General features: G+C 55.0%; 15 protein-coding genes. 13 read left to right on the top strand and 2 right to left on the bottom strand.

All coding sequences use genetic code 11. The features are described from left to right. Positions 1-38 precede the first annotated feature (38 nt). The 8 genes from KHU29_RS11380 to KHU29_RS11415 all read left to right on the top strand — a co-directional run bounded on the left by KHU29_RS11380 (position 39) and on the right by KHU29_RS11415 (position 6,803). Positions 39-593 carry a GspH/FimT family pseudopilin gene (locus KHU29_RS11380; protein WP_211452914.1) on the top strand — a complete coding sequence of 185 codons (555 nt, stop codon included), beginning with the start codon at positions 39-41 and terminating at the stop codon, positions 591-593. Beyond that, positions 587-1,546, top strand: a complete 960-nt coding sequence (locus tag KHU29_RS11385; RefSeq protein ID WP_211452915.1) for a PilW family protein — start codon at positions 587-589, stop codon at positions 1,544-1,546. The genes KHU29_RS11380 and KHU29_RS11385 overlap by 7 nt, the downstream gene beginning before the upstream one ends. Before the next feature lie 135 nt (positions 1,547-1,681). After that, complete coding sequence (ribD, locus tag KHU29_RS11390) at positions 1,682-2,782, top strand: bifunctional diaminohydroxyphosphoribosylaminopyrimidine deaminase/5-amino-6-(5-phosphoribosylamino)uracil reductase RibD (protein ID WP_211452916.1); 1,101 nt, start codon at positions 1,682-1,684, stop codon at positions 2,780-2,782. A 16-nt stretch (positions 2,783-2,798) separates the two neighbouring features. Further along, complete coding sequence (locus tag KHU29_RS11395) at positions 2,799-3,425, top strand: riboflavin synthase (protein ID WP_211452917.1); 627 nt, start codon at positions 2,799-2,801, stop codon at positions 3,423-3,425. 54 nt (positions 3,426-3,479) lie between these two features. Continuing rightward, a complete protein-coding gene (locus tag KHU29_RS11400; protein WP_211452918.1) occupies positions 3,480-4,130 on the top strand; it encodes a Pr6Pr family membrane protein in 651 nt (216 codons plus the stop codon). A 155-nt stretch (positions 4,131-4,285) separates the two neighbouring features. Further along, positions 4,286-4,600, top strand: coding sequence for a hypothetical protein (locus tag KHU29_RS11405; RefSeq protein WP_211452919.1), 315 nt, complete (start codon positions 4,286-4,288; stop codon positions 4,598-4,600). Positions 4,601-4,778: 178 nt separating this feature from the next. Then, on the top strand, positions 4,779-5,003 hold the full coding sequence (locus KHU29_RS11410; RefSeq protein WP_038492120.1) for a hypothetical protein: 225 nt from the start codon (positions 4,779-4,781) through the stop codon (positions 5,001-5,003). A gap of 204 nt (positions 5,004-5,207) precedes the next feature. Next, entirely contained in the window at positions 5,208-6,803 is a 1,596-nt protein-coding gene (locus KHU29_RS11415) for a GMC family oxidoreductase (RefSeq protein ID WP_211452920.1), read from the top strand. A 660-nt stretch (positions 6,804-7,463) separates the two neighbouring features. On the opposite strand, the gene KHU29_RS11420 is transcribed toward KHU29_RS11415, so the two are convergent. Beyond that, positions 7,464-7,769, bottom strand: a complete 306-nt coding sequence (locus KHU29_RS11420) for a hypothetical protein (protein ID WP_211452921.1) — start codon at positions 7,767-7,769, stop codon at positions 7,464-7,466. A 261-nt stretch (positions 7,770-8,030) separates the two neighbouring features. Between KHU29_RS11420 and KHU29_RS11425 the strand changes: the two genes are divergently transcribed. From KHU29_RS11425 to cfa, 4 genes are all read left to right on the top strand, one after another. Next, a complete protein-coding gene (locus tag KHU29_RS11425) occupies positions 8,031-8,189 on the top strand; it encodes a hypothetical protein (protein WP_211452922.1) in 159 nt (52 codons plus the stop codon). Positions 8,190-8,220: 31 nt separating this feature from the next. Beyond that, a complete protein-coding gene (locus tag KHU29_RS11430) occupies positions 8,221-9,069 on the top strand; it encodes an aldo/keto reductase (RefSeq protein WP_246541854.1) in 849 nt (282 codons plus the stop codon). Between the two features lie 199 nt (positions 9,070-9,268). Next, positions 9,269-9,925 carry a LysE family translocator gene (locus KHU29_RS11435; protein ID WP_211452923.1) on the top strand — a complete coding sequence of 219 codons (657 nt, stop codon included), beginning with the start codon at positions 9,269-9,271 and terminating at the stop codon, positions 9,923-9,925. Positions 9,926-10,040: 115 nt separating this feature from the next. Further along, positions 10,041-11,210, top strand: coding sequence for a cyclopropane fatty acyl phospholipid synthase (gene cfa, locus KHU29_RS11440; RefSeq protein ID WP_211452924.1), 1,170 nt, complete (start codon positions 10,041-10,043; stop codon positions 11,208-11,210). 78 nt (positions 11,211-11,288) lie between these two features. Here cfa and KHU29_RS11445 read toward each other — a convergent pair whose 3' ends face one another. Further along, positions 11,289-12,872, bottom strand: coding sequence for a porin (locus tag KHU29_RS11445; RefSeq protein WP_211452925.1), 1,584 nt, complete (start codon positions 12,870-12,872; stop codon positions 11,289-11,291). A gap of 414 nt (positions 12,873-13,286) precedes the next feature. On the opposite strand from KHU29_RS11445, the gene KHU29_RS11450 reads away from it, so the two are divergent. Next, positions 13,287-13,928, top strand: coding sequence for a LysE family translocator (locus tag KHU29_RS11450; RefSeq protein WP_211452926.1), 642 nt, complete (start codon positions 13,287-13,289; stop codon positions 13,926-13,928). Positions 13,929-14,314 lie beyond the last annotated feature (386 nt).

Below are 14,314 nucleotides of genomic sequence, written 5' to 3' on the forward strand. Positions count from 1 at the left end.
TATTGAAAATGTCACAAAGACAATAACCGGGACCACCTATGCGTTTGCAACGTTCGACCATGCGCGTGTTTGCGCCAGATTCAGGCATGGCTTCAGGCATGACCCTGATCGAGGCCATGATAACGCTGGCGATCATGTGCATCCTGTTAAGCCTGGCTTTGCCATTCATGCGGGCGTTTGTGATCCAGAACCGGCTATCTGCGGAAACCAGTCAATTCATCGCCGCACTCACCTTGGTGCGCAGCGAGGCAATCCAGCGGGGCCGGGCGGTGTTGGTCTGTCGTAGCATCAATGCCGACTCCGCCGACGCCATATGCAGTGCGGCGGCCACCGGCAAACATGCCGCAGGCGACTGGGGCGCCGGTTGGTTGGTGATGGTCGCCGATAGCCGCAAAATATTGCTGCGGCAAGGTGCGCTGGATGACAATACGCAAGCCAACGCCGGCAGGAGGTCGATTACCTATAACGGCACCGGTAACGCCAGCAGCAGCTTCACCCACGTGGTGTTCAGCCACAACAGCGAGTTTGTGCGCACGGTGTGCATCGCCAGTTCCGGCCGCGTTAGCGTCAAGATGGATGGCGGCGAATGTTGATCATTGCCGCCATCTGCCAAAAGCGAGCGCAACAGGGGCGATTTCAGAGTGGTTTTTCGATGGTGGAGATGCTGGTGGCAATGGCGATTGCTTCCGGCGTGCTGTTGGTGAGCACGACGCTTTATCTTGGCAGTAGCGCCAGTTTTCGTGTGAGCGAAGACAAGAGGCGTCTGTATCAGGATGGCAACTACGCCATGAGATTGATGGAAAGGGATTTGCGGCAGGCGGGGTTTGGCAATCTGGTCTCTGTCAGTTCGTCGGCGGGTGCTGCGGGCGCCATGGCGATCACCGATTTCATACTTGCTGACGGCACGCCCGCGCAAGGCTTGCGCGGCTGTGAAAATGGTTTCGTCAAACCGCTGGCGCCGGGGAAAGATTTCTCGTGTAGCGCAAATCCGGGGATGGCTGGTTTTGAAGTCAGTTACCGGCTGGACGATCATGTCGATGCGGCCAGTGGCGCCGGTGTCGACTGCAATGGCGTGGGAGTTGACCTGAGCGCAGTACCGCCCGGCCATCCGGCACACCTGCAGGCGTCACATGTCCGCATTGCGCGCAACCTCTTTTTTGTTGCCACACGTGCGGGCGCCAGCGCTAATTCTTTGTATTGCCAGGGCAATGGCAACAACAGTGCGCAACCGATCCTCAATAATGTCGAAGACATGCAACTGATGTATGGCGTAGCGGCGCTCAACGATGTGAGCGTCAGTCGGTTCTTGAACGCGACGCAGGTGGCAAGCTTGTCCGACGACCAGTATCAGAACTGGGGCAGAGTCGTCAGCGTCCAGCTGTGTTTGTTGCTGTTCGGCGAACGCAGTCTCTCCATCGAACCGCAGCGTTATATCGATTGCAGTGGCAGCGCCAGGCTAGCGAGTGATCGCAAGTTGCGCGCTGTATTCAGGCGGGTCGTCGCTGTGCGCAATAGCGCGGCTGCCAGTCTGGTCCCGCCGTCTTGAAATCCGGTTGAAATCCGGGTAATACCCCGCATCGCATTTTAATTAACGGTGGTTCCGGCATATTTTGTACAATCACCGCATATCTTTTACTTATGGCTTCCACATGATCTCCAGGCTTACTTTCGGGCTCAACCCATGACCCCGGCTGAATTGTTGATGTCGCAAGCCTTGCAGCTCGCCGAAAACGGCCAGCTGTCGAGTGCGCCTAATCCCGCCGTCGGCTGCGTGATCGTCAAGGACGGCCAGATTATCGGCAGCGGATTTACCCAGCCGCCGGGCGGCAACCATGCCGAGATCCAGGCGCTGCAGGACGCCGCGGCCAAAGGCCACGATGTGCGCGGCGCCACCGTCTATGTCACGCTGGAGCCATGCAGCCATTTCGGCCGCACGCCACCGTGCGCCGATGCCTTGGTGCGGGCCGGGGTGGCCAAGGTGGTGGCGGCCATGGACGATCCCAATCCGCTGGTGGCAGGGCAGGGCAAGGCGCGCCTGCAAGCGGCAGGGATAGCGGTCGAATCGGGCGTTCTGGCGGCACAGGCGCGTGAGCTGAACATCGGATTTTTTACGCGCATGCAAACCGGTAAACCCTGGGTAAGGCTGAAAGTAGCCGCCAGCCTGGACGGCAAGACTGCGCTGCATAACGGCCAAAGCCAGTGGATCACTTCGCAGGCAGCGCGTGACGACGGCCATATGTGGCGCGCCCGCGCCGGCGCCATCCTGACCGGTATCGGCACGGTGAAGGAAGATAATCCGCAATTGACGGTGCGTACCGTGCAGCTGGCGTGGCAGCCACTGCTGCGGCAGCCATTGCGCGTCATCGTTGATAGTAAATTAAGCATCAGCCCGGATGCAAAGATCCTGGTCGGCGGCGGCAACCTGATTTTCTGCGCCACGGTCGATGCCGAAAAGCAGGCGTTGCTGGAGCAACAGGGAGCGGAGGTAGTGGTGCTGCCGAACGCCGGCGGCAAGGTCGATTTACCGCAAGTCATGCTTGAACTCGGCAAGCGCCAGATCAATGAGTTGCATGTCGAAGCCGGGTCCAAGCTGAATGCTTCCCTGATCAGAGAACATTGCGTCGACGAATTGCTGGTCTATCTGGCGCCGTCCATCCTGGGCGACGGCCGCGGCATGTTCAGCCTGCCAGCGCTGGAGAATCTACAGGATAAGCTGACTCTGAAATTTCATCAAATCAAGCAGATTGGCGAGGATTTGCGTATCCTTGCACGATTCCATTAATTTTAATATCACTATCATGTTCACTGGTATCGTTGCTGCCGTCGGCAAAATCACTTCCGTTAAACCGCTCGGCTCCAGCGCCGAGGATGGCGTCAGGCTGAAGATCGACGCCGGCGCTTTGTCGCTGGCTGACGTCGCGCTCGGCGATTCGATTTCCTTGAATGGCGCCTGCATGACCGTGGTCGAAAAGACCGCCAACAGCTTTGAAGTCGACGTTTCGCGCGAAAGCCTGAATCGCACCGTCGGCCTCGACGCCAGCGGTGAAGTCAATCTGGAAAAGGCGCTGACCCTGGCCGATCGCCTGGGTGGCCATCTGGTATCCGGCCATGTCGACGGCCTCGGGCTGGTGCAGAAATTCGAGCCGGTGGGCGAGTCCTGGGAACTGGTGATCAAGGCTGCGCGCGATCTAGCCAAATACTTTGCCTATAAAGGCTCGGTAGTGGTCAACGGCGTTTCGCTGACGGTGAACCGGGTCGACGATGTAGCCGACGGCTGCCTGTTTTCGATCAACCTGATTCCCCACACGATTGAAGTGACCGCCTTAAAACATCTGCAGGTTGGCAAGCAAGTCAATTTGGAGGTCGATCTGATCGCACGCTATGTGGAGCGCATGTTGAGCGTCGATCAAGGCATTGTTTCCTGAAGCATGGCCTGTGTATGACCCTGGCGTAGTACCAAAATACCTCGGAAATTGTCTATGAGAAAAGTTGTCACGCCGCAATTGCTGCTGCTGCTGATCACGCTGATCGCATGGTTTTCCATTGCCGCCCAATTTTCCATTTCAATTCCTGCCTTGGTAGCCAAGGGCATGACATACGGTGAGGCAGTGTGGCGCATGTTCGGCTTTTTGACGATCCTGACCAATATCCTGCTGGCGGTTTGTTGCACGTCGCTGTTGCTCAAGCCGGAATCTACGCCAGGCCGCTTCTTCTCGCGCCCCGGGGTGCTGACCGCGCTGGCCCTGTATATCATTTTTGTCGGCCTGGGTTACAACCTCTTGCTGCGCAATCATGCCCCGTTCACCGGCTTGCATCGAATCGCGGACGAAGGCTTGCATACCGTCGTCCCCTTGCTGTTTACCTTGTACTGGCTGCTGTTTGCAGTGAAGAACGGCTTGCAGGCAAAAGACAGTCTTTTATGGCTGATCTACCCGCTGGCCTATTTCGTGATGGCGATGGTGCGCGGCAGCCTCTCGGGGTTTTATCCCTATCCCTTCCTGAATGTCACGGTGTTGGGGTACCCGCGGGTGATGGCTAATGCTGTCATGTTGTTGGCGGGGCTTTTCCTGATTGCGCAAGGACTGATAAGAATCGCAAGATACAAACGCCAGGACCTTGCCATCGACTAACTCCAGGTCCACATCCACGTTTACATGTGCACAAAAAACCACAATGCAGGCATTGTGATACATGTTGTTACAGGCCTTACGACTTGTGCATGGCAGGACGCTCGAAAATTAGGTTAAATATAGGCATGTTTAACTCAAAGCCATCGAGAACTGCCATGAAAAACCCCATGCGCGTTGCCCTGCTAGGATTGCTTGCCGTCGGCGCGTTTTCGGCAACCCCGGCGTTCGCTGGAGCACATTGGTCGGTGAATATCGGTGTGCCTGCGTACTACCCGCCACCACCGGTCTATTACAACCCGCCGCCGGTCTATTACGCTCCGCCACCAGTGTATGTGGCACCGCCACCGGTAGTAGTGTACGGAGCCCCAGGTTATTACCCGCCGGCTTATTACGGTCGCCCGGGTTATTGGCGCGGCGGACGCGGCTGGCATGATCGCTACTATGACCATGATCGCGGCTGGCGTCGTTGATTTGGCCAGTGCGTTGAGCCGGCGCTGAGCCGTTGAATCACGCAAATCACCCAGCCGCAAGTTGTGCCGATGGCCGGCTTGCGGCGTGACTAAAAACAGACACATCGCATTTTACTGTATGCATATACAGTAGTTGTGGTACAGTGAACTTCCCTTCAACGAGATTGGAATTGCTGCCATGACGAACTTGGATATTACCTCCGGCTCCCGCTTTGGTATGGAGTCTACCCCTTCCTCAATCCTGATGCGTTTCGGCAAGCGTGAGTTGTTCATCTGCCGCGATTTCTACAAGCGCCTCTACAGAAGCAATCCCGTGGTCGAATGCAATGCCGGCATCCAGGCCGGACATTTGGAAATATTGCTATTTCGCAAATGGCTGGTAGTCATGTCGAAGGCACATTGAATCTGCTGTGAATCGATTATATCGGTCGCATCGCTTGTGCAATCGACTGGATATTTTGCGTAATTGAAGCAAATGCTCTAATTCGTCGCATGGCGTGATCATCCCGTAGCTGTTAAATTTGTCCGCTGGCAGGCTTGTCGATCTGCAACGTATAAATATATCCGGAGCGGTATCCGGAACGGTATCCGGAACTGGAGACGCATAGTGAGCGATGAGTTTGACTTTGTGGTGGTGGGCGGCGGGTCGGCCGGGAGTGTGATGGCGGGCCGCCTGACAGAAGATCCGGAGCTGTCGGTCTGCTTGCTGGAGGCAGGCGGCAGTGGCGACAGCTGGGCTGTAAAGATGCCGGTTGGCGCACTTGCCATGGTGCCGGCCGGGCTCAACAACTGGGCTTTCGAAACCGTGCCGCAGGCCGGACTCAACGGCCGCCGCGGCTATCAGCCGCGCGGCAAGACACTAGGCGGATCGTCGGCGATCAATGCCATGGTCTATATTCGCGGCCATCGCTCCGATTACGATCATTGGGCCGAACTCGGCAACAACGGCTGGTCCTTCGACGATGTGTTGCCGTACTTTAAAAAGTCGGAGCACAACGAACGGTTTTCCAATGTCTGGCACGGCCAGGATGGTCCCTTATGGGTCAGCGATCTGCGCACCGACAATCCTATCCATCTGCACTACCTGGAAGCCGCACGCCAGGCCGGTTATCCGCTCAGCGAGGATTTCAACGCCGAGCATCAGGAGGGCTTGGGTGTCTACCAGGTTACCCAGAAAAATGGCGAACGCTGGAGCGCTGCGCGCGCTTACCTGATGCCGCATATGGGCCAACGCAGCAACCTTTGCGTGGAAACGGGCGCCTATGCTGAACGCCTTATCATCGAGCAGGGACGCGTAGCCGGCGTGGAAGTCCGGCAGGGCGGCAAATTGCGGGTGCTGCGTGCCAGGCGTGAGGTGATTCTCTCCGCCGGCGCGTTCCAGTCGCCGCAACTGCTGATGCTGTCGGGCATTGGCGACGGCACCGAGCTGCGCAAGCTAGGTATTCAGGTGCAACATCATTTGCCAGGCGTCGGCAAGAATCTGCAAGATCATCCCGATTTCGTGTTTTGCCATAAATCCGACAGTCTGGATACTTTCGGCATTTCGGCCAGCGGATCGCTCCGCATGCTCAAGGAGCTGCAGCGTTTTCGCCGTGAGCGGCGTGGCATGTTCACCAGTAACTTTGCCGAATGCGGCGGTTTTTTGAAGACCCGGCCCGATTTGCCTGCGCCAAATCTGCAATTGCATTTTGTCATGGCCGGCGTTGAAAATCATGCGCGAACGCTGCGCCTCGGCCACGGCTTTTCCTGTCATGTTTGTCTGCTGAGGCCGCAGAGCAAAGGCGATGTCCGCTTACGCAATACCAATCCGCAGGATGCGCCGCTGATCGATCCCAAGTTCCTGGATCATCCGCAAGATCTGGAAGACATGGTCGATGCGTTCAAGATGACGCGCAAATTGCTGGAGGCGCCGGCGCTGGCCAGTTACAGCACGCGTGACATGCGTACTGCAGATGTGCAATCGGATGAACAGATACGCTCTGCATTAAGGACTTATGTCGATACGGTTTACCATCCGGTCGGCACCTGCAAGATGGGCGTCGATCAGGCCGCCGTTGTCGATCCGACATTGAAGGTCCATGGCATCCAGGGTTTGCGGGTAGTGGACGCATCGATCATGCCCACGCTAATCGGCGGCAATACCAACGCGCCTGCCATCATGATTGCCGAGAAGGCGGTAGATTTCATCCGGCAGGGAAGGTGATGCGAACCCGGCAGAGGCAACACTATTTATCTGACTCGGATTATTTTAAAGATGCCAACAGCGATGAATATCGCTATCGGTACGCGAAAAACGTATAAGGATACAAGCGGTATCTTTCCATGTTGGTGCAAAACAACGCTATGTTGCGGTGCATGATGACGGTTAAAGTTTTTTGGCTCAGTATCGCTTCACGCAAAAAAGAGTCCATCTCTCTAGAGGTGAGGAGACAGGGAAAGCCCGCATCGTTAAAGATAGCGGGCTTTTTATATTGTGAGACTGATTCGACAATCACAGTGATATTCATGAAGCTCATATAAGGAATCAGAAATAACAATTGGCAATAAGTGCCCCGTTTTTATATGCTGCGATGCATCAACACAGTTAATTTATTCGGAGCCCTGCCCATGAACATCATTCAAACCCTGCCATTACTCGCCGTTATCGCTGCTTTTGCCCTGCGTTTCTTTCTGTCGAAAAAAATCGGCGATGCACAGAAATAAATTAGCGAGTAGTTAGCAATAAGTTAGAAATAAGTTAGAAATAAGTTATATCTGGCACGCCGGCGGCTCTAGTCGAGAGCGCTCGCCAGTATGCCCATAAGAATGGCGCGTGCAAAAATCCCAGCCGCGCCGCAGTTCCCCCCATCAGGCAAGCACGGGATTATTTGTCAAAGTAAGCGAAAGCTTTTTCTACCGCTTCGTGCGCGTCTTGTTCGACGATGGTATCGTGCGCAACCACCACACGTTCGAACGGCCATTCCAGGATTTTATGGGCGCTGGCCCGCGCCGCCTGGCGATCTTTGACCAGCAGGCGAATCGTGCGCGAGGTTTTGTGAAACCAGACGGCTTCATTGCCGAGCTGGATACGCGCGAAAAAAACCTGTTCAAGATCCGCTCTCCATTCCAGCTCGACTTCTGGCGTCAGCTCGCGCATCATGGCGATTACCCAGCGACGGGGCGTCACCAAAGGCAGCTTCTATTGGCATTTTAAAAACCTGGAGGAATACCAGTCCGCCTTGCTAGAGGAATGGGAGCAAGGTCACACGCAGGATGCGATTGCCTGTGTTGACGGGATGGGGGGGGCGACGCCGCTGGCAAACTGCGCAAATGGTTCATCGGTTCCGTCGCGGCGGATTTTACGCTGGCCAGGGCTATACGCTCCTGGTCTCCGAACAACCAGCATGCCTGCGCGATACAAGCGCGGGTGGATCAAAAGCGGATCGACTACTTGGATAAATTATTGAGTGATGTCGGCTGGAAAAAAGACCAGGCGACGACACTCGGGCGCTGGGCGTATTGGGCCTGGGTTGGTTATTCCACCTTGGATGGACCACGCGTCACGGAAAAGCAGGTCGACCTGATTCTCTCGGTTTTGCAGCCAAGGTGAACATTTCTTTTTTCTTAAGAGTGAGCCGATCATGAAAACTTTGCTTTTACCTTCAGGCCGCGCAATACCGGTATTAGGGCAGGGAACCTGGTACATGGGAGAAGATCCGGTTCAGAAAAAACGAGAGATTGACGCGCTGCGATTGGGCATGGATCTCGGCATGACCCTGATCGATACCGCTGAGATGTATGCCGACGGCGGCGCCGAAGATATTGTGGGCAAGGCAATCCTGGGGCGGCGCGCCGAGGTGTTCCTGGTCAGCAAGGTATATCCGCATAACGCTGATCGACGCGGGATGCAGGCAGCCTGCGAGCGCAGCTTGCGGCGGCTCGGCACCGATTATCTTGATCTCTACTTGCTGCATTGGCGCGGTTCGGTTCCACTGGCGGAAACGCTTGAAGCGCTCGAATCGCTCAAGAAGGCAGGAAAGATACGCGATTTCGGTGTCAGCAATTTCGATAGAAGCGATATGTTTGAAGCGAGCGCACTGCCTGGCGGCGAGCAGATCGCGGCCAATCAGATACTTTACAACCTGATGCGGCGAGGCGCCGAATGGGATTTGCTACCCTGGTGCCGTGAGCACGCCGTACCCGTGATGGCGTACTCGCCACTGGAGTCTTCCGCCAACGAGCAGCGGCGGCTGTTGAGCAATCCGCATCTGAAAGAGATCGCCAGCCGCCACGGCGCCAGCCCGGCCCAGATTGCTCTGGCATGGCTGCTACGGCAGCAGCATGTCATTGCGATTCCAAAGGCAGTCGATCCGGCGCACGTCCGCGAGAATCACGCATCGCTAGAGATCATGCTCACCGCGCAGGATCTGGTGGAGCTTGACCAGGCATTTTCACCGCCGCTTCGGAGTACTCCACTCGACATGAGATAAGTGTGGCTGACACGCGTGGCTCACAAGCGTAACCAGTTTCATTGGAGCAGGTTGCTAATATTTATTACATTGCCGGTTTTGTTGTAAAGAACGATGTGCCAATCGCCGGATTCACGCGTATATTTACGGCAGACCCGTTCGGGAACAGGCTTGAATTACCAGGGCTTGTCAGTTGGAATTTTAAACAGAGATACTTGCCATGTCATTTCAAAATTATTGGCTTTTCGTACCAGCCTGCTTCGCCATCAATATGGCTTTCGGTCCGAATAACGTGCTGTCCTTGTCCAATGGCGCGCGCGATGGCATGCGTTATTCCATTCTCGCGGCGTTCGGACGATTGCTGGCCTTTGCTGTCATGATCGCCATCTCAGGCTTTGGCCTTGGCGCGCTGCTGATTGCGTCGGAAACGCTGTTCACGATATTGAAATTTGCCGGCGCTGCTTACCTGGTATGGCTGGGCATAAAACTGTTCCGGTCTGCTCCGATCGAACTGTCGGGATCCGCCAGCAATGCTGATAATGTTAAAACCCGCCTCGAACTTCCGGCTGACAAGTTGCGTCGCTTAGCCAAGCAAGAATTCCTGGTAGCGGCCGGAAACCCCAAGGCGATCCTCGTCTTCACGGCGTTCTTTCCCCAATTCGTCGATCGTTCGGCCTATACCACCAGCTTCATCGTGCTGGGCGCAACTTTCCTGTTGTTTGAACTGATAGCGATCGCCATCTACGCCGCTATCGGCACCAGGCTGGGGTCACTCACCAATACCGGCGGACGATTCCGCTGGTTCAACCGCGCCAGCGGCTCGCTGATGATCGGCTTTGGTCTGCTGCTGGCGTTCCTGCGGCGTCCCGCAAGCTGAGGCCATTATGTCCGTGGCCGCCAACCGACTCGAACTGATTTGAATTGACTCGATAACTCCCCCGTTTGCATCGATAAAAAAGCTGTTCCATAATTACCTTAGAGGAAAGTACTACATGGATAAAGTGGAAATCGGCAAGACCATCCCGGCAACGTTTGACATGAACGCAAACGCGCCAAAGATCATCCGGCAGTTGTTTGAGCATGCGGGCATCCGGTTGAACGGCGATCAGCCATGGGATATGCAAATCCACGATCCGATTTTCTTTCAAAAGATGTTTTCCAAATGGGAGCTCGGCATCGGCGAGTCGTACATGGATGGCGACTGGGATTGCGCCAGCCTGGATGAATTCTTTTTCAGGGTCACCAGTCACGATCTTGAACAAACGGTTGTCGGCCCCGCAAAGATCAAATTTTTCCTGGAAATCCTGCGGCAGAATTTTTTCAACCTGCAAACCAGGAGCCGCGCATTCCAGGTCGGCGAGCAGCACTACGATATCGGCAACGATCTGTTCGAAAGCATGCTCGATTCGAGCATGATGTATTCCTGCGGTTATTGGGCGCGCGCCAGCAACCTTGAAGAAGCGCAGCAGCATAAATTGGAATTGATTTGCCAGAAGCTGGAATTGAAGCCGGGTGAACGCCTGCTGGATATCGGCTGCGGGTGGGGCGGGCTGGCGCGTTATGCCGCTGAAAAATATCAGGTTGAAGTGGTTGGCATCACGATTTCGAAAGAGCAGCAAAAACTTGCGCAGGAACGTTGTACCGGACTGCAGGTAAAAATCGAACTGACCGATTATCGGCAGCTCAGCGGGCGATTTGACAAGATTGTTTCAGTCGGCATGTTCGAACACGTCGGCGCAAAAAATTACGCCACTTACTTCGATGTTACGGGAAAACTGCTGGCGCCAGAGGGCTTGTTTCTATTGCATACCATCGGTAATTACGTGACTGAAAAGAAGCGGGATGTCTGGCTCGATAAATACATTTTCCCCAATGGCCATCTGCCGTCCGCCAGGGAAATCACAGAGGTGCTGGAAGGGCGCTTTCTGATCGAGGACTGGCACAATTTCGGCCGCGACTACGATCTCACCCTGATGGCATGGTGGGACAACTTCGAACGGGCGTGGCCGCAGCTGTCAGCCAAATACGACGAACGTTTCTATCGCATGTGGAAATATTTCATACTCTCTTCGGCCGGGTTTTTCCGTTCAGGCCAGGGACAGCTCTGGCAACTGGTTCTAAGCAAGCGCGGGCGCAGCCAGCCTTATCGTTCGGTGCGCTAATTTCTAAAGAAAAAGATGGCTATCTCTGATGAGATAGCCATCCGCGGCAAGCCGTTCTAACCAGTCCGCAATCGGCAATCAGAACTTGTAGTTCACACCAGCCGATACGCCTTGTAAACGCCCACCTGCATAACAGTTCGGCGCACCTGATGCGATCGTCTGGCCGTCGTGGCAATCGGCAGTCACGCCGCGTCCACCCGCACCGAGGTCGTAATGGGCTAACGCGTGATTAGCTGTCACCGCATAGTTCGCATACCAGGTGGTTTGCTTGTCGATTTTGTGTTTATAAGCCACCGTGTACATATTGGCGGCATTATCCGGATTGATTGTGCCGATGCCGTCAGCTGCGCTGGTATTGTGCTGGCCCGGATCTCCCGGCGTAGCGTTGGCGTGCGCCCAGCCGATAGAGAGGCTGTCGTCCGGTGTCAGTTCTTGCGTCAATGCCAGCCAGTATCCATTGCGCGAGCGCTCGTTTTGCTCGGCCAGGTACGCCGGGATATTCCTGCGCATGACCTCGTAGATGGCGCTGACAGTGGTCTTTGTCGGGAACGAATATTGAGCGCCGATCTTGTAAGCGTATTCGTTGCCGACATCGTTAGGATCGAGCCCGGTCGGACTCGCCAGTGCTTGCGGCGTGCCGGATACGTCGCCGGTGCGGTTGACCCTGGAGTGCAGTTCATAAGCGCCGGTCACATACAACGGCCCATTTTCATAGGACACGCTGGCGCTGTAAGCGCTGCCGTAACTACCGTCGATACAAGCGATCGGGCCGCCGCCGCTGCCAGGGATGTTACCGCCGGTGCAGCTGGATTCGCCGCTGGCCTGGATCGAGTTTTCGTAACCGCGGTTCTGGCCCGGCGATATCAGCGCATTAAAACTCCATCCGTGCCACTTAGGCGATTCGTACCACAACGCATGATCGAGGCGGGTGCCGAATTCGACACGGTTGTCGCCGCCGCTATTGCCCATGATGACCGAGTAGTCGCCCCACATGCCCGAGAACGGATTCATGCGGGTGGTGGAAGTCTTGTAGGGAGCGTCGGTCTTCCCGAGTTTAACCGCGCCCCATCTGGCATCGGCCACGCCGAGATAGCTGTTGCGCGAGGTCAGCGCACCTTTTACTGTCGTGTCCTGCGCACTGGTGGAGTTGGCTGAGCCGGCGGTAGCGGTGACGTCGATCTGCGTTTCGAGTTGATATACCAGCGACAAGGTATCGTTGATCGGATGTTTGCCGCGTACACCGACATAGGAGAGATTGGTGGACAGATCGCCTTGCCAGCCGTTGTGTCCAACCGGAGAGACAACCCGGCCGCCGCCTACATCGTTATAGGAATTTTGCAATCCCTTGGTGCTGGCATCGACCGATACATCCAGGTTGCCATAAAATTCAACGTCTTTAATCGCTTCGAAAAATTTCCTGGCGCGATCGGTTAACGCCTGCGGCATGGCAGATGCCACTTTGGTTGATGCTGCATCGGCGGGGGCTTCTTTTTTCTCGGACACCTGCTCAAGCTTTGTCATCAACGTCTTTACCTGTTGTTCCAGAGCTTCGATACGGGCGTCGGTTGCGGGATCGGCCAGGGCGGTACCGCAAAGTGTCAGTGAGGGAATCGAAAACGCAACAGCAATTGCCGCTCGCGACGGCTTCAATTTGAAAGTCATAGGGTCTCCATCGTTATAGAATAATTTTAGGTACGACGGTTCAGAGTGCGTCCATTGGTCGGCACGCTGCCTTGACTTAGCTCAAGTTTTTAAAAAATAAGAACGAAAATAAAAACGGCGTGGGGGCTCTCAATTAAAAGCCTTGTGGCTAATTTGCAGCAGTACTTCCTGCAATGTTCAACTGTTCTTGTCGGGGTAGAAATTTTTTGACAAAAATCCGATTGATTGAGGAAATTGGATGAAATTTGTTCGATTTCCAGCAGCATCGGAGGGCTTGGTGAGCGTCGGAATCAGCTCTGCAGCCAGGATTTGCGGGCAGTGATATCATGTTCCGTCCAACTAAAGGTAGATAGTCAGGAATCTCGCAAGGAATCGCAGCTAACCTTCTGCCGTTAATTTTTATTTTTTCCGATCATGAATTTCCATACCTGGTTCACCTTCTTTGCAGCCTGTTGGCTGATTGCCATTTCTCCAGGCTCCGGCGCAGTGTTGTCGATGTCGCACGGCTTGTCGTATGGCGTAAAGAAAACTTCCGCCACCATCGCTGGCTTGCAGTTGGGTTTGTTGCTGATTCTTTTCGTTGCCGGCGCCGGAGTGGGTTCCATCTTGCTGGCTTCCGAAACCATGTTCACGGTAGTCAAGACGGTCGGTGCGCTCTACCTGATTTACCTGGGCTTGAGCCAATGGCGTGCCAAGGTGGACACTACTGCGCTCCAGCAGCCTGAGCCGGCCATGCAATCGACGCCACCAACAATGCGCAAGCGCATGCTGCTAGGGTTCATGACCAATGCCACCAATCCTAAAGGGATTATTTTTATGGTGGCGGTCCTGCCGCAGTTCATCAGCGGCGAAAGTCCTCTGCTGCCGCAACTGCTGTTGCTTGCCGTGACCATGTGTACCGTCGATCTGGTGGTGATGCACAGCTACGCCTTTGCCGCATCGACCATGCAAGGCTATTTTCGCGATGCGCGCGCAGTAAAGAAACAGAACCGTTTCTTCGGCGGCGTGTTGATGGGCGTGGGGACGGCGCTGTTTTTTGTTAAGCGCAGCGCTTGAGGGTCACGATAAATCACGGTTGCGGGATTACCGCGCATAAACGCAAAAAAGCCCATCGGATGGACAAGCCCCTCCCAAATCGTGTTGTTTTTTTTGGTAGGTAAGCAAGGGAAAAGCCTCATTCCTAATGGTTTGGGGCTTTTTTTCGTCCTTCAGAAACTGCCGACGAATTCGCAGGCAACAATTATTAGGCTAAAAGGCTTGGTTTGGCAGGAGGAATTGCAGGAAGTATATATATAAGAAATGCCAACTCAATGGTTGCCCCCCGTGCCAGAATAGATGTCGCCTCGATAGGAAATTAATCAACGGGGGCGCAAAGGAAATGAAGTGGCAAGATACAGTGAAGCATTTAAGAACAGAGCAGTAGCCAGATTGTTACCACCTGA

It is taken from the genome of Collimonas antrihumi, assembly GCF_018304965.1.
Taxonomy (GTDB): domain Bacteria; phylum Pseudomonadota; class Gammaproteobacteria; order Burkholderiales; family Burkholderiaceae_D; genus Collimonas; species Collimonas antrihumi.

Coding starts and splice junctions, on each gene's coding strand:
- ribD (WP_211452916.1), top strand. CDS start 1,682: ATGACCCCGGCTGAATTGTTGATGTCGCAAGCCTTGCAGCTCGCCGAA.
- KHU29_RS11450 (WP_211452926.1), top strand. CDS start 13,287: ATGAATTTCCATACCTGGTTCACCTTCTTTGCAGCCTGTTGGCTGATT.
- KHU29_RS11445 (WP_211452925.1), bottom strand. CDS start 12,872: ATGACTTTCAAATTGAAGCCGTCGCGAGCGGCAATTGCTGTTGCGTTT.
- KHU29_RS11405 (WP_211452919.1), top strand. CDS start 4,286: ATGAAAAACCCCATGCGCGTTGCCCTGCTAGGATTGCTTGCCGTCGGC.
- KHU29_RS11430 (WP_246541854.1), top strand. CDS start 8,221: ATGAAAACTTTGCTTTTACCTTCAGGCCGCGCAATACCGGTATTAGGG.
- KHU29_RS11395 (WP_211452917.1), top strand. CDS start 2,799: ATGTTCACTGGTATCGTTGCTGCCGTCGGCAAAATCACTTCCGTTAAA.
- cfa (WP_211452924.1), top strand. CDS start 10,041: ATGGATAAAGTGGAAATCGGCAAGACCATCCCGGCAACGTTTGACATG.
- KHU29_RS11410 (WP_038492120.1), top strand. CDS start 4,779: ATGACGAACTTGGATATTACCTCCGGCTCCCGCTTTGGTATGGAGTCT.
- KHU29_RS11380 (WP_211452914.1), top strand. CDS start 39: ATGCGTTTGCAACGTTCGACCATGCGCGTGTTTGCGCCAGATTCAGGC.
- KHU29_RS11435 (WP_211452923.1), top strand. CDS start 9,269: ATGTCATTTCAAAATTATTGGCTTTTCGTACCAGCCTGCTTCGCCATC.
- KHU29_RS11400 (WP_211452918.1), top strand. CDS start 3,480: ATGAGAAAAGTTGTCACGCCGCAATTGCTGCTGCTGCTGATCACGCTG.
- KHU29_RS11385 (WP_211452915.1), top strand. CDS start 587: ATGTTGATCATTGCCGCCATCTGCCAAAAGCGAGCGCAACAGGGGCGA.